The 17,656-nt window shown below is 45.5% G+C and carries 14 protein-coding genes and 1 tRNA gene; 8 read left to right on the forward strand and 7 right to left on the reverse strand.

Annotation, left to right across the window (positions count from 1 at the left end):
• Window positions 1–758: 758 nt before the first annotated feature.
• Window positions 759–830, forward strand: a tRNA-Arg gene (locus PKI34_04870).
• 118 nt (window positions 831–948) lie between these two features.
• Here PKI34_04870 and PKI34_04875 read toward each other — a convergent pair.
• Window positions 949–2,094: an ATP-binding protein gene (locus tag PKI34_04875; GenBank protein HNS17138.1), complete on the reverse strand. Its 1,146-nt coding sequence runs from the start codon at window positions 2,092–2,094 to the stop codon at window positions 949–951.
• A gap of 246 nt (window positions 2,095–2,340) precedes the next feature.
• On the opposite strand from PKI34_04875, the gene PKI34_04880 reads away from it, so the two are divergent.
• Window positions 2,341–3,063: a DUF364 domain-containing protein gene (locus tag PKI34_04880; GenBank protein ID HNS17139.1), complete on the forward strand. Its 723-nt coding sequence runs from the start codon at window positions 2,341–2,343 to the stop codon at window positions 3,061–3,063.
• Window positions 3,064–3,261: 198 nt separating this feature from the next.
• Here the strand turns inward: PKI34_04880 and PKI34_04885 are convergent, their stop codons facing one another.
• On the reverse strand, window positions 3,262–4,620 hold the full coding sequence (locus tag PKI34_04885; protein ID HNS17140.1) for an FAD-dependent oxidoreductase: 1,359 nt from the start codon (window positions 4,618–4,620) through the stop codon (window positions 3,262–3,264).
• Window positions 4,621–4,815: 195 nt separating this feature from the next.
• Here PKI34_04885 and PKI34_04890 point away from each other — a divergent pair, with 195 nt between their 5' ends.
• Both PKI34_04890 and PKI34_04895 read left to right on the forward strand, forming a co-directional pair.
• Complete coding sequence (locus tag PKI34_04890) at window positions 4,816–5,238, forward strand: transposase (GenBank protein HNS17141.1); 423 nt, start codon at window positions 4,816–4,818, stop codon at window positions 5,236–5,238.
• A gap of 138 nt (window positions 5,239–5,376) precedes the next feature.
• Window positions 5,377–6,258 (forward strand): hypothetical protein, encoded by an 882-nt coding sequence (locus PKI34_04895; protein ID HNS17142.1) that lies wholly within the window; start codon window positions 5,377–5,379, stop codon window positions 6,256–6,258.
• A gap of 65 nt (window positions 6,259–6,323) precedes the next feature.
• Here PKI34_04895 and PKI34_04900 read toward each other — a convergent pair whose 3' ends face one another.
• The 4 genes from PKI34_04900 to PKI34_04915 form a co-directional block, all read right to left on the reverse strand.
• Window positions 6,324–6,557 carry a hypothetical protein gene (locus PKI34_04900; GenBank protein ID HNS17143.1) on the reverse strand — a complete coding sequence of 78 codons (234 nt, stop codon included), beginning with the start codon at window positions 6,555–6,557 and terminating at the stop codon, window positions 6,324–6,326.
• 76 nt (window positions 6,558–6,633) lie between these two features.
• The gene (locus PKI34_04905; protein ID HNS17144.1) at window positions 6,634–7,932 is read right to left on the reverse strand and encodes an aminotransferase class I/II-fold pyridoxal phosphate-dependent enzyme; all 1,299 of its coding nucleotides are present in this window, start codon (window positions 7,930–7,932) and stop codon (window positions 6,634–6,636) included.
• 29 nt (window positions 7,933–7,961) lie between these two features.
• Window positions 7,962–9,764, reverse strand: a complete 1,803-nt coding sequence (locus PKI34_04910) for a KamA family radical SAM protein (protein HNS17145.1) — start codon at window positions 9,762–9,764, stop codon at window positions 7,962–7,964.
• Window positions 9,765–10,226: 462 nt separating this feature from the next.
• Window positions 10,227–11,561, reverse strand: coding sequence for an exo-alpha-sialidase (locus tag PKI34_04915; GenBank protein HNS17146.1), 1,335 nt, complete (start codon window positions 11,559–11,561; stop codon window positions 10,227–10,229).
• Window positions 11,562–11,874: 313 nt separating this feature from the next.
• On the opposite strand from PKI34_04915, the gene PKI34_04920 reads away from it, so the two are divergent.
• On the forward strand, window positions 11,875–14,406 hold the full coding sequence (locus PKI34_04920) for a serine hydrolase (GenBank protein ID HNS17147.1): 2,532 nt from the start codon (window positions 11,875–11,877) through the stop codon (window positions 14,404–14,406).
• Here PKI34_04920 and PKI34_04925 read toward each other — a convergent pair.
• The gene (locus tag PKI34_04925) at window positions 14,349–14,582 is read right to left on the reverse strand and encodes a hypothetical protein (protein HNS17148.1); all 234 of its coding nucleotides are present in this window, start codon (window positions 14,580–14,582) and stop codon (window positions 14,349–14,351) included. The two genes, PKI34_04920 and PKI34_04925, sit on opposite strands and share 58 nt — an antisense overlap.
• A gap of 38 nt (window positions 14,583–14,620) precedes the next feature.
• Here PKI34_04925 and PKI34_04930 point away from each other — a divergent pair, with 38 nt between their 5' ends.
• The 3 genes from PKI34_04930 to PKI34_04940 are packed head-to-tail and all read left to right on the forward strand — an operon-like array spanning window position 14,621 to window position 17,651.
• Window positions 14,621–15,226, forward strand: a complete 606-nt coding sequence (locus PKI34_04930) for a TetR/AcrR family transcriptional regulator (protein ID HNS17149.1) — start codon at window positions 14,621–14,623, stop codon at window positions 15,224–15,226.
• Between the two features lie 37 nt (window positions 15,227–15,263).
• The gene (locus PKI34_04935) at window positions 15,264–16,562 is read left to right on the forward strand and encodes a TolC family protein (protein ID HNS17150.1); all 1,299 of its coding nucleotides are present in this window, start codon (window positions 15,264–15,266) and stop codon (window positions 16,560–16,562) included.
• Window positions 16,563–16,586: 24 nt separating this feature from the next.
• The gene (locus PKI34_04940) at window positions 16,587–17,651 is read left to right on the forward strand and encodes an efflux RND transporter periplasmic adaptor subunit (GenBank protein ID HNS17151.1); all 1,065 of its coding nucleotides are present in this window, start codon (window positions 16,587–16,589) and stop codon (window positions 17,649–17,651) included.
• Window positions 17,652–17,656 lie beyond the last annotated feature (5 nt).

Genomic DNA, 17,656 nt, shown 5'->3' on the forward strand with positions numbered 1-17,656 from the left:
GGGCAAGGATCACGGGATCCACAAGATTGTTCAACGTAAAGCTAAAAACGTTAGTCATTAACAAACAGAGGAATGGGAATGACGAACAAGGAACAAAGATCTTTGATCTTTGAACTCACTTCAAAAATCATAAATCTTTGTTCCTTGTTCGTAAATCATTACTTCTTTCAATAAAATTTTTAAAAAAAATTTTATTGAAATCGTATTACCTTTTTCATTTTTTCCGATTAAGGTTCAGATTGGGTGAATTACTAACCTCTGTTACGTAAAAAACCGGGTTAATGAAAGAGCGTGAATGGGTGCACGCTCTTTTCATTTGTTTGCGGCAGGACAACGGCTGTAGGTGTTTTAAAATGATTGACGAACAAGGAACAAAGATCTTTGAATTCACTTCAAAAACCACAAATCATCAATCCTTGTTCGTAAATCTTTACTTCTCTCCATAAAATTTTGTAAAAATTGTTATGGAGATCGTATTACCTTTTTCATTTTTTCGGATTAAGTCAGTGATTGGGTGAATTACTATACTACTGTTTCGTAATTCAAGATTTGGGTTACTTTAGTAAGGAGCGTGTTATGGGTGGCACGCTCCTTCTGTTTTTCTGTACAACAGAAAAACAGATATCAGATTAACGATGAACGGATATTTGATTTAGGATTTGAATGATGAATAAAAATCAGATATCAGATATCGGTTAATCGGTTAATCAGATATCAGCTCCGGATTTCATATCTTTGCAGCGGAAAATATTTTAGCCGGCCCTATAGTTCAACGGATAGAACGGAAGTTTCCTAAACTTTAAATCCAGGTTCGATTCCTGGTGGGGCTACAAAAAACCTGAACGGGAGTTCAGGTTTTTTGATATCAGATTAAGGATATCTGATGGTTGATTTTTAATTTATTTGGCTCAATCGGAGCCGGAAATGATAATGTTAACTGGTTTGTGCTCAGATCAAAATAGCTGAATACTCTTCCAAATCTCCAATAAAGGTTATCAGAAGATCATCCCTTTTGCTTGAATAGCTTTTTGTAATATAAGGGCTGATGCAATAATTATTGCCCAGGGGATATGATTCACGGAAAACTTTTACAGCATAACCAGAAAAATGATCAGGATTAATCTTACATTCTATAAGATCGACCGCTTCACCTGATCGCTTGATGATAAAGTCAATTTCCCTGTTTGATTTATCCCGCCAGTAGAAGATCTGAGGATATGGAATAGAGGCCCTTAGCATATCCAGTACAAGATGTTCCCACAGAAATCCACGGTCTTCTTCTCTTAGTTCATTCCATCCTTTAACGAACCGTATAAATCCTGTGTCAAAACAATAATATTTAGGCTGTTGAGTCAACTCTCTTCTCCCACCACCATGATAGGGAGTAAGTGGAAACACAACATTTGCAATACGGAGTGCCTCTAAATAGGATAAAACTGTTGGCCGTGACAGACCGCTCAGTTTTGATAAATTTGTGTAATCGATCAGATTGCCACTCGACCTGAATAAAAGATGCATCAGTTTTAAGAAACCTGACCGGTTACGCACATTGAACAGTTCCTGAATATCCCGGGCATAGTAACAATCGAACCATTCTGAAAAAAATGACAGATCTCCTGACCTGGAAAGTAATGGCTCAGGAAGGCCCCCGAAAAACAACCGATGATCCAGATTGTGAATATCAAATTGCTGCCGACATTCATTCCACAGGACTGGGGGAAGATAGATGACATGTTTTCTGCCAGTGAGTGCATCCCTGAATTTTTTAGTTGCTTCAAGGGTGGAAGAACCTGTTGCAAGGATTTTGAGTTCAGGAAATTCATCTGCAGCTATTTTCAAAACACTGCTGGGATTTTCAAGCTGGTGAACCTCATCCAGTACAAGATAACGGACATTTTTTAGTCCATAAAAAAAGGATTCCGGATCTTCAATTCTTCGTTGGGTTGAAGGAAGATCACAATTCAAATATTCTATGCCAGGTAGCATTTTGGCAATCGTTGTTTTACCCACCCTTCTAACCCCCGAAAGCCAAACGATTGAACGAGTTTCCCATGCTTGATTGATTCTATCAATCCAAAACGGACGCGGTACCATACAAACTATAATTTACAATTAGACGTCCAAATGTAAAACAAATAATTTAAATTTCCAAAAATGTTCAAATATATGGTCCCTGAATGCGATTGGAGATATGAAACGAAAGTGGTCTGTAAAAAAAATACCTATTCTTGCAAAATGTAATGACACTATGTAACGTATAATTTGTTTGAGATAGCATGGTGTCTATTCAGGAATTATGACAGATTATATTCAGAAAAAACGATTCCAGAGGGCAAAAATATGATCCATTGCTGGACAGATGAGGATCCCCTGGAGTATTTTATGGGGGAATATGGTTTTGATCAGGAAAAGATTGAAAAATTTGTCACAGGAATGAAGTATTCCGCCGTGATGTTAAAGAACGGGGATATTGGAGTTTGCGCAAACCTTGGAGTCAGCGTGGATGTGCGTGGGAAGAACGCTCTTGTCCCTGACCTGAACAACAGGGCCAGCCGAATCATCTATAATGCGTACCTGAATGCATTGCTGAATTCCCGGGTTTCGGGTATGGAAAATACGGACATTTGTGAAGCCATCGATTTTGGGAACGTTGAACATGTTACCATGATAGGATATTTTAAACCTGTTATCGACAGGCTGACCAATGAAGGAATTGATTTAAAGGTATTTGATCTGATTAAAAGCGAGGCTGGTGTCATTCCCGACGAAGAAAAATCACGTTACCTGAGCACATCTGAAGCCATCATTCTTACCTCGACATCTGTTTCCAATGGCACATTCCTTGAAATAATGCGCCAAATATCCGGTGATTCGCACGTCTACCTGCTGGGACCCTCATCGATCATGCATCCTTTTTTCACCGTGTACGGTCAACTCCGAATGATTTTTGGAACCGGCTTTTTCAACAGGGATGAAAGGGTGCTCCATGTTATTGAACAAGGCGGAGGCACGAGGGATTTTCAGAAGTTTGGCGTAAAAAAAGTATTGAACCTCGACACCTGAAAGCCAAAAATGCAGATTCAGTCTGCTTGCGTTCTTTGTATAGTGACTGTCCTGACTTGTGACAATTAGTGCGGTAGAAGTTTCCACCTTTTCACGAGTGGTGCTAAAAGACTTTGCATTAACTCGGTAGCGGGGGAGGTAAACTTGAACGCAGTGGCCTGTTCGTATAAGGAATAAAACCTTTATGGTTATCTGATTTTATTCTTTGCATTTCATTTTTTCAGCAACAATTTCAGCAGCTTTAATCAATGGATAGGCAGCGGGAGATGCTGTCAAGCACGGATGTGTTCCAATTTGAGAAGTCAATAAAGTATTGACGGACATTCGGTTTTCTATGGCCAGCCCGATCACGTTGGTTAATTCACCTGCGCTTAGACCCCCGATCACTTCTCCTCCGACAATCACACCTGAATATTTCGCAACAATAAGTTTAACAAGTTGTTTGTGCATATCGGGTAAATTACCGGGATGACGATCGATGCCTTCAAATAATCCGGTAACAACAGAAATATGCTCTTCTTTTGCATGTCTTTCAGTAATTCCGGCTGTTCCAAATCCCCAATCGCCAATAGCCGTTGAATAAATACTGATCGTTCCACTGAACGTTTTCACAATGTTAATTCCAAATAAATTCATACCCGCAACCCGGGCTTCGGCGCAGGCTGTTGAAGCTAACATTGTTGGAACTCTTTTTCGCGTTACAAAATCCCGCTTTTGGGCACAATCGCCAATGGCAAAAATATCCTTTTCATGTGTTCTCATATATTCATCCACCGCAATGAAACCACTTTCATCAACGTTAATTCCGGATTGTTTTGCAAGTTCTGTATTTGGTTGATAACCAACAGATAAGATGACTGCATCCGCTTCAAGAATCTCCCCGTTTTCTAATTTAACTTTCTCAACTTTTGAGTTGCCGACGATTTCACTGATACCATTGCCTGTGATGATTTTAATTCCGCGATTTTCAAGAATTTCACGAACTTTTACAGCAACTTCTTCATCGAAAGCAGCTGCCAGAATTGTATTTTCCTTTTCTACTAATATGACCTGATGACCGCTTTTATTTAATTCGTCGGAAAATTCAACCCCAATGAATCCGGCTCCAATGACAACGACTTTTTTCAAGCTGGCCATTTTTTCCTTCATCCGGTCAAGATAGGTCTTGTCTTTGGGAATAACAAAGAAATTTTCAAGGCTTGTGCCTTTTAACCACCTTGGAATGAGAGGCAGTGATCCCGTGGCAATGACCAGCTTATCATAACGGATCTCTTCACCACTTGAAATCTTAGCAGTTTTTGAATTTTTATCCAAACTGACCACCTCATCAACAATCGATTCAATTCCGGATTTTGCAAGCATGTTATCTACTGGCATAATATTCAATTGACTGCTGTCCAGCGTGCCAAAAATATAAGGAATCCCACACGGTACCATGACATCTTTTTGTTTTTTCACCAGAATAAAACTTTTTTCATTCCAGGAAGATTTACCAGTAATAGCCGCCACCATACCTGCTGCACTTCCACCAATAATTAGAACATCTGTGTTTTTCATAAGGATTAAAATTTTTTAGAGAATCCATGATTTGATTTTATGTTCAAATGTACTTAAATAAATTTATCACTACTGATTGACTAAAATTTTAAAAGGGGCTACTCCCCTGAAGGGTTCGTCCCATGGTGTACGTTTGTAATTGTTACCGCAAACAAAAGGACAAGAGTAGAAATATAGAAATAAATTCTGTCGGATCTGACCGATAACTCTGACATTACGGCCGAGGAGGCTGCTATCCTTAACAAAAAGCGCTGGGGCATTGAGCTGAACTTTAAAGAAAGCAAGAGCATGCTGGGGCTGGGGAAATCCCAGTCCAGAGACTTCGCTTCCCAGATTGCCAGGATATCCATTACAGTGCTTCAATACAACATCCTCGGAACGGTTAAACGCTTCACAGCCTATGAAACACTTGGTGGACTTTTCCATCAAGCCACCGATGGGGTGGTGCAGCTCTCGGTCACCGAACGCATCCGGGGAGTCCTGCCGGAACTCGTCAGAATCATTGCTGAAGTTTTCCAGATCGACGATGAACGGGTGATGGATACGCTGATCCGCCATAGTGAAACCTTTCAAGATTTATTGAATCTTGACAGTCCTGAACTGAAAAAGGCCACTTAAAATCACCAGCGAAATTTATGTAAATACTTTTTCATAATTTTGCCTTCCCTAACCTATATTCCATATCAACTGTTTATGAACAACCGTCATTTCAAATGTCTGCAAGTGCTCAACATGCTATTGTCCGTTACCTTCTTGATGATCTTGCCGTTTTCCTGCACAGATGATGACGATACGGTTTTTCCCTCCACTCTGCCCAACCTGAGCGGATTGTCGTGGGTGGCCGATGACGTCTTCATTGGGGTACATGATTCGAAAAACAGTCCGGAAAAACAGGACTGGCCGCGGTTCAGCCTGATAAGATTACCCCAGTCGGAATTCGAGGGGGTCATTTGGGAACCGTTGTACCTATCTTTTCCGGGACCCGGAGGTGTTTCAAGTGATATGGAAAGTTCCTGCAGTATTCCCGGAGGAAAAGACTTTTTATTTGTGGAAAGCGGACAGGAAGGAACCAATTACCGTCGCATCTTTCATGGGATCTACAACAATGGTGAGCTGGAAATTAATGATTATATTGACTGGCCGGTAGATATTATAAATGTCGAAGCAACCGAAGTCAGCCAGGTGGGGCAGCAACTTGTTTTCTTCTTCGCCGAGCGGGCAGAAGATAGTGCCAGCACGAAAATACGCTGGGCGAAGTTTTCTTTGGATCCCATGAATTTATGGGACTTTGAAGAGATTCTCTACGAAGGAGTTGATCCGGTTGGACCCGGTACCCGGCCTGTTGTAGCCATGGATATCGACGCTGAAGGCTATATCTACATCGTATCAACTTATGATTCAGGAAACGATGATGGACCTTTCAGAAGCGTGATCTGGCAGATAGGCAAAGTGAATGATGACGGACAGGGAAACCCTGTTGTTGAACTGGGACTCAATAACAGGCTGGCTGACCTGGATGGGCTGAAAGTTGAAAGCATTGCGATCCGGGAAATGCCCGGCAGTGACAAAGAGATATTCTTCGGCACTGATGATGAGCACTTTGGAGGACTTATCCGGTTGTTACCGGATGTGAAGTGAGTGCATATCCTGACACATTGACCCTTCGTTACCAGTTGAATTGAACATCCTTCTCTGTCCGACTATCAAGCTGGGATTTTTTCGCCCATAGTCAGGTTCTCCGCCATCCAGCCTTGCGAGCCGATCTGAACAGCGGTGTAGGTCCGTCCTTTATAAGAAATCGAAGGAAAGCAGGGACAGAAGATACCCCCCACCTGCATGATGATATTGACCATTGAAGTCACATCCAGAACATGAATGGTGTTGTCAGCATTGAGATCCGCGGCTTCCGTGTTAAATGGATCCGGGCTGGATCCCATGATTTAATTGATCAGGGTAATGATATCCCTGGGCTTGGTCTACAGCAGACCTTCAATGACAGACTCAGTGGATGCTTTAATGCAGGAGCCAGTTGCCCAGTCGTTCTACTGCACTGGTTATCCTGGGACAATATTCCTTAACGAATGAGTCATTGCTATTTGCTTCATGAAGAAGTTGATCATATGCGCTCATTGCATCTCTGCCATTGAAATCCACATACGCTATCCTGGCGGAGAATTCGGCCGGATCGCGTCCAAAATCCGATCCTGGCAACATAGCCACTCCTGTTTCCTCAAGAATGCGATCGCAGAGTTCCTGACTGGTCTCAATACCCATTTTCAGTAGTTTTGCGCGGTAGAATTCAAAATCAGGGAAAAGATAGAAGGCACCCTGTGGTGAAGGATAGGTAATGTTCAATTCATTGAAACGAACCGTGATATATTTAAGGATCGTTTTCAGGATCTTCCTTGCTTGTAAAAGATATTCGTCCATAAATGGCCCCCCTTTGAAGGCGGTTACTGCTGCGTATTGTATCGGTGCGCTGGTGGAAGTATAGGTTTCACTCGCCACCATGGCCATGGCAGTGTGCAGCCATCTCAATCCTGATGGAAAGGAAAAGAAACCAAGCCTCCAGCCTCCCGCACCGCACCACTTGCTGAGCCCATTGCTGATGATCGTTCCTTCGGGGTAATACCTGGCCACCGACACATGCTGACCATTATGATGCAACAGACCATAGATCTCATCCGAGACCAGGATCACCCTGTATTTTCGGGCAACCTCCGCAAGTCTTTTCAATCGTTCAATGGGGTAGGTCACCCCGGTTGGATTGGAAGGATAATTCAGGATGGCGATCCTTGGTTTATCCGGATCTTTTTCGCAAATCTCCTCCAGCATGTCCGGGCTCATTCTCAGGTCATTGTCGTGGCGCGTGGGTACCCAATACACGTTTCTCCCAATGATCTTTGCCTGGGGTGCATACGACACCCAGCTTGGCGTCGGGATAATCAGATCACCATAATAGACCAGTTGCAGTATGAATATTAATTCCTTCGTTCCGGGGCCAATAAGGATATCTTCCATATGGTCGTCGACTTTGTGCATCCTGAAATTGAAGTCGGCTATGGCTTCCCTTAGCTGAGGCAGTCCCCTGACGGGAAGGTAGTCTTTCTGAAACGCATTTTGCCGAAGTGATTCCACCACTTCCTCCGGAACAGGAAACGGAGATTGCCCCAGACCGAGTCTGAATACCTCCTTTCCCTGTTTGATCAGCTGGCTGCTTTTTTCATTGATGGCCAAGGTAGCTGAAGGTTCCAGCCCTCTGACATTCAGGTTAAGATTGATGTGGTAAGGATGCATGCTGTGGTGTGACATTTTTCCTTAAGGATTTTGACAAAAGAAGATTAAAAATAATACCAGATTGATTTATAATCATTTATATCTTCCTTGTCCCCATACAGTCTTTTTAAATAATCATAGATGGATACATCGGTATAAATATAATCATCCACAAGCGTAACCTTTGATTCCCAGGGAAAGAACCGGTACATGCGCCGGCCGGAATCCAATATCATAATCAGCTCATGGTCCTGCCAGGCTCTCAGATGTGACTTGCCCAGTTTGGGGACATTGAAGACCGGTTCATCGGTTCGGATGACCCCTGGTAAAAACCGTGCTTCCTCCTTTCGTTCCTGTTCAAGCCTGGCGATCGGAACCCTGAAGTCCTCCGTTTCATCCTTTCCTTTCGTATTGAAAGTATAATAGGGATCTATGCCCGCACGTTTCAGCGTGAGCCGCAGCGAACAGGTTTCGTACCGGAGGCTGTTGAAGTAAGTGAAAACCTGCTGATTGTAGATACTTATTCCCGCCTCCCTGATTTTACGGATCGCCTGAATGGTATCGGATGTAATTTCAGTTGGGTGTTCCACATGGGTTATGATGCAGATCTCTCTGGATCCGGGTTTGTGGTATTTCTTTAAAATGTTCACCAGCGCTTGATTGATCCTGAATGGCAGGGTCACCAGTGTCCTGGTCCCGATCCGGATTCGTTCAATATGATTTATTGCTGACAGCTGATCCAACATCAGATCGATATTCTCATTGTTAAGGATAAAGGGATCGCCACCAGTTATTAACACTTCCGATATCTGTTCATTGTTTTTTATCCATTCAATCGCTTTTGCCACCTTGGCTTTGGTCATCCTGGATTCTTTAAGCGGTTTAAGCTCCCAGTTACGCTGGCAATAAACACAAATCTGTGGGCAAATGTCCACCGGTTTCAGAATGACAATCTGTGGGTATCTGCGCGTAATCCCCTCCACAGGACTGGTTGACCTCTCTCCCATAAAATCCATGTCCATATGAAACAGCTTGTTGTCCCGAACTTTTTGAGCATAGTGCATACTGGGCAGGACCTGTGCCCGGATAGCCCTGTCTTCCCGTGTTTTGCCATCTTCATTAAACAAGGACAGGTAATAGGGTGTTATTTGAAACGGGATCCCGTTTTGTTCAGCATACTGTAATCCCTGAAGTTCTTCTTTCTCAAGTTTTACCAGCTTTCTAAGTGTTTTGGTATCACTAATAATGTGCTTTAAATGCCAGGTATACTGTTCCCAATCCTCTTCAGAAGACTGGAAATGTTCAAGGATCTTTTTTTTCATTGACCTCATTCTCTGTTGCAACTCAGTATCAGTGCCGCTTTTGAATTTCTTTAAAGAAAAATGCATTTTTTCAGCATACTCATCCAGTTTTTCAGATCTTAACAAAGATGCCTGATGGTCATCCGCGGGAAGAATGAATTTGTCCACTGTAATTCCCGAATTTGCATTGATACCCCGGAACAAAAAGATGAATTCAGCAATAAATCCTTTGGAAATATTGGTGATGGAAGAATCATTTTTAGCAAGACGGAAGAGTTGTTCAAGTGCTGAAAAATTAGTTATTTCTTCATTTTCAGTTCGTATGATGTTTTTTAATACACGGATGCACTCCTTTGCATTGGCCTTATCAATAATATGAGTTTCTTTAAAAGGTTTATCCGAATAAATATTGAAATAGTGACGTTCCAGCTGGTTCAGATATTCGAACAGCTTTTCCCGCGCAACACGCGGATTATCCGACTGAACAAGCATCTTCCTGATGACCGGATCGGACTCCCAGAGTTGTTTGATGAGTTGTGATTTTGGTTTTGATATAAGTTCCATCATAATGAAGTAAAATTGGATTTTTATAAAATTAGTCATTTTTTCTGAAATGGCCAAGAACCATCCAATATTTCTTGTCATTATACTCAAGACCCACATTCACTAAATGACCAACGCAGAACAGTCAAGACCGGGCTGATCCATCACGTGCCGGCCCGGTTTCCCCAGGGATCACACGGGTATTTATCCTGACATTCTCCCGACAGAGAACCTGAAGGACTTGCTGAACACCCCGACTTCATCTGTTTTCAGGGAGACACCTGGAAGCTGCAAGTCTCCCGATAAAAGGCAAAGAATTATTCGGATGATGATGGTGAAGGCGAGAAATAGTACAGCGTTTATGATGTTCAATTCAGCCAATGCTTTTACTGTTCTGCTTTGTGCTCATGTTTATCCGGGTATTGGCCACGACAATCCGGACAAGACGAATGTGCTTGAATCAGGCGGAACAGTGACCTGGTGAACTTAATTTTCAAAAATGACGTTCACCGTACCGATCACATCCAGAACGTTGATGATCCCGTCGGCATTGACATCGGCGTTGGCGAAACAGAACGGATCGGGGATCTGGCCGAAGACCCAGTTGATCACGGTGATCACATCCAGTACATTGACGATTCCGTCGCAGTTGGCATCGCCCGGGATAACCATCACCGAGCCCGTCGGATCCTGTTTGTAATAGATCTCGTAGTTACCATCCCTGGTATCTTCCCAGACCACATGAACGGCTGTACCGGCCAGTGCAACGGAAGAGCGCCAGGAAGGCGCTGCATTATTGGTCAGCCTCAGATCGGGATCCCAGGTATTTCCGTTATTGGATGATTTCTTATAGTAAATTTCATTATTTCCATCCCGGTAGTCCACCCAGCTGATGTGCACATTTTGTCCGTCGGTGCATACAGAAGGCCTGTAGGAGGTATCGTCCGCGCTGGTAAGCCTGGTGTCCGCGCCCCAGTTCTGCCCACCGTCCGCTGAGTTTTTGCAGTAGATCTCCTCGTTTCCGTCGCGGTCGTCGTACCAGGTCACATGGACATTCGCACCGGATGCCGCAATGCAGGGATTCAGTGATTCGGCATCATCCCAGGTCAGCCGGGTATCTGCTCCCCAGGTGGCACCTGCATCCGGAGAATTCACGTAATGGATTTCATAGGTATCGGTCCCGGAGAATTCTTCTTCCCAGACAACGTGCACGGTCGTACCGGTAACAGCAATACAGGGATTATAGGAGGCAGTGACCGTGTTTGTCAGCCGTACATCCGCTCCCCAGCCCAGGCCTGCATCTGCTGAACGCTTATAATAGATCTCCGCGTTCAAATCCCGTGCATCCATCCACACCAGATGCAGCGTTGTGCCGCATACGGCCACCGAAGGGCTCACCGATTCATTGGCATCGATGGTCAGCCGGGTATCGGTTCCCCAGCTGGTCCCTCCGTCCACGGAACGTTTGTAGTAAATCTCCCAGTTGCCATCCCGCATATCGGACCAGACAATATGAACGGTTGAACCAGATACTGCAATGCAGGGATCCTCTGATGGAGCTGCGTTGAATGTCAGGCGGACATCTTCTCCCCAGGTAACCCCTCCGTTGAGGGATCTTTTGTAGAAGATTTCCCTGTTCCCGAAGCGGTTGTCCCGCCAGATCACGTGAATGGTATCGTTGCTGGCAGCCACACAACGTGCATTGTTCGGAGAAGCGATGGATTCGCCCGGATTGTTGGTCAGACGAACGTCAGGTTGAAACTGGGAATAAGAACAGAATGCTGAAAATGAGATGAATACAACAATGATTGCGCTTTTCATGGTACTGTGTAATTTTTAAATTGAATGAAATTGACAGGCCTGCCGGATACCTCCCAAAAATAAAATAACTAAAAGAAAAATACAAGGTCCTTTGCGGATTATTTGTACTGAGATGAAACAATACCAGGAATCCGTGAAGTGGCAAGGGATTATCAGTATCAGAAATGCGCCCAAAACCCGGGTACTGGCTCAGAAAAGAAGACCGGATATCCTGTGCCATTCACGTAACTATAAATGTTATTTTTTGTAGCTTTGCAGGGGAACGATGCCATCGCAGTTCTTTCAACGATTTTTTTCTCAGATTCCTGATCCTATGCTGATTTTAAAAACACCCATCCCTGTACTGCTGATATCCTGTATTTTCTGTATCCATCCAATGACGCTTAACGGACAAGGATTTTTTACCAAAAATCAAACGAAAAGCGAAAAAGTAGCAGAACGAACCTTTTTTGAATCCATGGATGCCTTTTTACCTCCGAACAGGGATGACGGAACCACGAATTACATCCGAAATATGGATCCCGCCACTTTTGAAGAATGGGTCACCTGGATCATGGATGAAGCCATGATTCCGGGTATTTCCTTATGTTTTTTGGAGAATGGTGAGATATACTGGAAAAAACATTTTGGCTACGCCAACATTGAACAGGCGGTTCCCGTGGGTGATTCTACGGTCTTTCTCACTGCTTCCATCTCTAAAACCATTGTTCTAACCGCCTGCATGCAGATCCATGAGAAGGGTCTGTTTGAGCTGGATGATCCCGTAAATGATTATTTGCCCTTTGATGTATTCAATCCATCCTTTCCTGACAGCATCATCACGTTCCGTCACCTGATGACCCATCTGTCGTCCATTTCCGATGATCTGTCCCTCATCAATGGTCTGGTAACCTACGGATACGATTCGCCCATCGCGTTGCAGGATTTTTTACAGGCCTATCTTCTTGAGGATGGAATTTATTTTTCTCCCCAGAATTTTTTGCAGGTTCCCCCGCAAACAGCCTACAGCTATTCAAACGTTGGAGTTTCATTGCTGGCCCATATCGTTGAGGTGCTCTCCGGAATGGATTTTGAATCCTATTGCCAGCGACACATCTTTGGCCCCCTGGGGATGGAACAGACTTCATTTCGTTTGGAAAACCTGGATCAGTCACGGATCGCCACACCCTACATCCGGCAGAATGATGTGCTTGTACCGTCGCCGCATGCCGGATTTCCTGTCTATCCGGCGGGGACGCTGAGAACCAGCGCAGTGAACCTCTCCAAAATACTGACGATGTATATGAACGGAGGTTCGTATGATCAGGTTCAGATCCTGGAAGACGCCACCGTTGATCTGATCACCACCCTACAATACCCCGAAATCACCTTTCCCGACCTGATGGGGTTGATATGGCAATTTAACTATGGTTTTTTCAGTCACGGGGGTTCTTTTCCCGGGGCCCAGGGTGAGTATGGTTTCAGCTGGGACAAATCATCCGGAATGATCTGCCTTGGGAACGGTACCAACTCCGACTGGAGCTGGTTCACGGAATATCTCCTGTTAAGCTATTCCCATCATTACAAACCATTCTCCATTGAAGCCCTTTCCCTTTCCGACTCGGACGGGGACCAGGTTTTGGAACCGGGAGAGGAGGCCATCATCACCCTGGGCATCCGTAACAACATCAATGTTACCTCAGCCATCCAGAATGTAAACCTCCTGCTCAGCTCGGATGATCCCAACATCGGTATTGAAGTTTCTGAATCGCCTCTGGGCATGATGGCATACCTGGATGTTAAGGAAACACTGGAAATTCCCTTTCTGATCACCATCGGAGCCGAAACCCAGCCCTATACTTCCCTGTTTGGCCTGAACATCTCCTTTGGAAAATCAAATAATTACAAGACCTATCTGAATCTGGAGATCGGCAATCCCGACATCCTGCTGGTCAATGACGGCACCAGCTTCAATGGTCTTTTCATCCAGCCCGTTGCCTGGTATAAATATGCATTGCATAAACTGCAGCATGAGATATACGACTATGATCTGAAGTTACTGGGAGATCCCTCCCTGGAGTTTCTTTCAAATTTCCCGGTTGTGATCTGGTTCACCGGACTGCAGGATGAACAAACCCTGACGCCTTACAACCAGGAAGTGCTTTCAGGCTATCTTGAAAACGGAGGAAATCTGTTCCTGTCGGGGCAAAACATCAGTGAAGACCTGGGGGGTAGTCCTTTTTTAATGGAATACCTTCACGTGAAACATATCCGCGACACTTATGCCGGCCAGGATACGCTGATGGGGATTCCGGGAGATCCCATTGGTGATAATTTGTACCTGACCCTCAATCAGGGCACGGATGCCCTGTACCAATCCTCCATGAGTGAGCTTGAGCCGGTCAGCGGCGGAGAGGTGGCTTTTCAGTATTTCTCAACTTCTACGGGTGCCGCAGTCAGTTATCAAAGCCCGGCTTATAAAACCGTGTTCTTTGGTTTCGGATTTGAAGGAATCAATGAACAGGAAAACAGGATTGAAGTGCTGCAGCGAATACTGGACTTTTTCGGATCCTATGTCGGAACAGATGAGGAACCGGTTGAAACAGCCGCAGGCAATGTCCGGATCTTTCCCAATCCTTTACGGGATCCCGTGCAGCTCAGTTACATCCTGGAGCGCCCGGGAACCGTCAGCCTGATGATCTACGATGCAAAGGGCAGTTTATTGAAAGCAGTTGCGGCGCAATATCAGACGGCAGGCATCCATCATCTGGTGTTTCAGCCCGGGGAGCTGCTTCCGGGATTGTATCTTTACCGGTTCATCTGCAATGAGATCAGTGAAGTAAAAAAACTGCTGGTCACACCCTGATCATCCACAAGGGTGACCTTTGATTCCCAGGGATAAAACCTGAACACCCCTTCACCGGAAGCCCTGATCCCGCTCAATTCGTGGTCCTGCCAGTCTCTTAAATGGAATTTCCCCACCCTGGGAATATTGAAGACCGGTTCATCCGGATAAAAAATTTTCTCGAAAACTAAATACACTATCTTAGTTTTATTATTTTTGCCGGAAATTTTTTCCAATGGAACCCCGGCAACGCGTCATTCAAAAATCCATCGAGCTGTTCACCCGGTATGGGATCCGGCAGGTGACCATGGACCAGGTCGCAGAGGAAGTAGGCATGTCGAAAAGGACCATTTATGAGATGTTCAGGGATAAGGACACCCTAATAAAGGAATCCCTGGAAGCGATGAATGAGCTCTATCTGGGGGAAGTGAATGAAATCCTTGCGAATGCCTCCAACGTCATCGAAGCGCTTTATAAGTTCGGCCAGCACGGGCACAGGGTAAAATCGGAGATCAACCCTTTGTTCTTTGAGGATATCCGCAGGATCTACCCCCATTTGTGGGAGGCACAAAAGAAAAGATCAAAACCGTCCGGAGGATCCCTCAGCTGCGGCATCCTGGAGCGTGGAATCAAAGAAGGGATCTTCATGCACGATCTGAACCTGGAAATCGTTGATGCTTTTTTTAGCGTCATGATGGACACGTTTCACAAAAAAGATATTTTTCCGGAGAATGCCACCCCGCACGACCTGGTCCGTAACATCATCAATCCTTATTTCGTGGGGATATCCACTGAAAAGGGAAGGAAACTGATCGAACAGTACGGTAATTTATTTGAGTGACAAGCTGTCACCATTACAATCACAATCAACACGGATTATGCAAACGAAAGCTTTCTTCATTTCATTATGCGTCTTCCTGTTGCCGGGCCTGGTGGCCGGGCAGGAAAAACTGCCCCTTTCGCTTGAAGACGCAAAGTCCCATGCCCTGGCCTACAACAAACAGGTGAAAAATGCGGCCCTGGCCGTGGACCTGGCCCAGAAAAGGATCAACGAATCCATTTCCTCGTTCCTGCCGCAGGCGGATGTCGCCATGGATTATTCCAATTACCTCGGGGCGGAGATGGAATTCAGATTCAGCGAAGAGATGCCTCCCACCACCATCCCTTTCAAGGCCACCAGTAACCTTTATGCCACGGTTTCGCAGATGATCTTCAGCGGGAATTTCATCGTTGGACTGCAAATGCTGAAGATCTATAAAGAGATGTCGGGAACGAATTATGAGAAAACGGAACAGAACATCCGGGAACTGACCACCCGGGCCTATCAGAATGCCCTGGTGGCCGACCTTTCCATTCTGATCATCCAGGAGAACCTCGACAACACGCTGAGGATACTGGAGAATACCAGAGCGATGGTGCTGGTCGGGGTGGCGGAGAGGCTCGACCTGGACCAGTTCGAAGTACAGCTTTCAACATTGGAAAATGCGTTGAAATCCTCTGAGCGCCAGAAAGAACTTGCTTACAACCTCCTGCGCTTCCAGCTTGGCGTACCGGTGGACACCCCTTTGGAACTGACCGATTCGCTGAATTACTTTCTTGACAACGTTGACTTTGCCGATATGCTCGATGAGCAGTTCAACATTCAGGAAAATCTTGACTACCAGGTCATGCTCAACCAGGAAAAACTGTCGGAACGGCAGGTAGGCCTGCAGAAAATGAATTTTCTTCCCACCCTGAGCAGCTATTACACCTATACCAGCAAGATCCTGAAATCTGACTTTGACCTTGCCCCCAAGAATGTCATCGGGCTGAATCTGGCCATTCCGATCCTTTCCAGCGGTATGAGGAGCTCTCAGGTGAACCAGGCCAGGATTCAATATGAGACGACGCTGAACAACAAGAGTTTACTGGAAGAACAATTGCTGCTGACCGAGAGGCAGCTTCGGGTCAACCTGGCCAGTGCGATCGATCAGTACCTGAACCGGAAGCACAACGTGGAAGTTTCCCTCCGGATATACGAGAGCTATCAGTTCAAATATGAACAGGGAGTGTCCTCCAGCCTTGATCTGGCCACTGCCAACAACAATTACCTGCAGGCGGAAGCTGATTACCTGGAATCCATTATCACGTTGCTGAATGCACGGCTTGATCTTGAGAAACTGATGAATAAAATTTAACAGACTATCAAAACACTGAAAGAAATGAAAATCATAAGAAATTTTTCTTTTCTGATGGCAATAATTCTGATCCTTGCGGGATGTTCCTCCGGCACGGGAACGGACAGTACTCAAAGCGGAGACCCGTCATCCACGGTTGTAAAGGTGGAGAAGGTCAAGGTCATGGCCCTCCAGACACAGGTCATCGGTAGAAACATCGAATATACAACAACGCTGCTACCTTACGAGGAGGTGCACCTGGTCCCGTCCTCCCCGGGTAGGATCGACCGGATCTTTGTCGAAGTGGGCAGCAGGGTCAAAAAGGGCGCCCTGCTGGCTCAAATGGATCAGACCCAGCTGCATCAGGCGATGATCCAGCTGAAAAACCTGGAGACCGACTACAGGCGGCTCGATACGCTGCAAAAAGTAGGGAGCGTGACCCGGCAGCAGTTCGACCAGCTTGCCACCCAATACGAGATTGCCCGCTCCAACGTGGAATTCCTTCAGGAGAACACCCGGCTGGTGGCTCCCTTTTATGGAATCATTTCAGGAAAATACTTTGAAGACAGCGAGATGTATTCAGGCGCTCCCAACACGGCTTCCGGGAAAGCCGCGATCCTGTCGGTGGTTCAGATCAATCCGCTGAAAGCCCTGGTCAACATTCCCGAGACCTATTATCCACAGGTCAACGAGGGGATGAAGCCAAAGATACAATGCGACATTTATCCCGGTGAGACCTATACGGGTACGATCATACGGAAATATCCCACGATAGATCCCTACACCCATTCATTCCAGGTTGAGATCCGGATCGACAATCCGGGGGAAAAACTTCGGCCCGGGATGTTTGCCAGGGTGGTACTGGAGCTTGGTGAAATGAGTGCCCTTGTGGTCCCGGCCCCTGCCGTGCTTAAAATGCAGGGATCCAACGAACGGTATGTTTTCCTGGAAGAACAGGGCCTTGCCAGGAGGGTATCGGTAGCCCTTGGCCAGCGGTTCGATGACCTGGTGGAAATTATTTCCCCGGAGATCAAGGAGGGGGACAGGCTGATCATTGCGGGCCAATCCCGGCTGATTGACAGGGTCCCTGTTGAAATTGTCACGGATTAAAGGGT

The organism is Bacteroidales bacterium (genome assembly GCA_035342335.1).
GTDB lineage: Bacteria > Bacteroidota > Bacteroidia > Bacteroidales > JAGONC01 > JAGONC01.

Bases quoted from the DNA above. Each gene is read 5' to 3' on its own strand.
- PKI34_04875 (HNS17138.1), bottom strand. From the start codon at position 2,094: ATGGTACCGCGTCCGTTTTGGATTGATAGAATCAATCAAGCATGGGAA.
- PKI34_04880 (HNS17139.1), top strand. From the start codon at position 2,341: ATGATCCATTGCTGGACAGATGAGGATCCCCTGGAGTATTTTATGGGG.
- PKI34_04885 (HNS17140.1), bottom strand. From the start codon at position 4,620: ATGAAAAACACAGATGTTCTAATTATTGGTGGAAGTGCAGCAGGTATG.
- PKI34_04895 (HNS17142.1), top strand. From the start codon at position 5,377: ATGATCTTGCCGTTTTCCTGCACAGATGATGACGATACGGTTTTTCCC.
- PKI34_04900 (HNS17143.1), bottom strand. From the start codon at position 6,557: ATGGGATCCAGCCCGGATCCATTTAACACGGAAGCCGCGGATCTCAAT.
- PKI34_04905 (HNS17144.1), bottom strand. From the start codon at position 7,932: ATGTCACACCACAGCATGCATCCTTACCACATCAATCTTAACCTGAAT.
- PKI34_04910 (HNS17145.1), bottom strand. From the start codon at position 9,764: ATGATGGAACTTATATCAAAACCAAAATCACAACTCATCAAACAACTC.
- PKI34_04915 (HNS17146.1), bottom strand. From the start codon at position 11,561: ATGAAAAGCGCAATCATTGTTGTATTCATCTCATTTTCAGCATTCTGT.
- PKI34_04920 (HNS17147.1), top strand. From the start codon at position 11,875: ATGCTGATTTTAAAAACACCCATCCCTGTACTGCTGATATCCTGTATT.
- PKI34_04930 (HNS17149.1), top strand. From the start codon at position 14,621: ATGGAACCCCGGCAACGCGTCATTCAAAAATCCATCGAGCTGTTCACC.
- PKI34_04935 (HNS17150.1), top strand. From the start codon at position 15,264: ATGCAAACGAAAGCTTTCTTCATTTCATTATGCGTCTTCCTGTTGCCG.
- PKI34_04940 (HNS17151.1), top strand. From the start codon at position 16,587: ATGAAAATCATAAGAAATTTTTCTTTTCTGATGGCAATAATTCTGATC.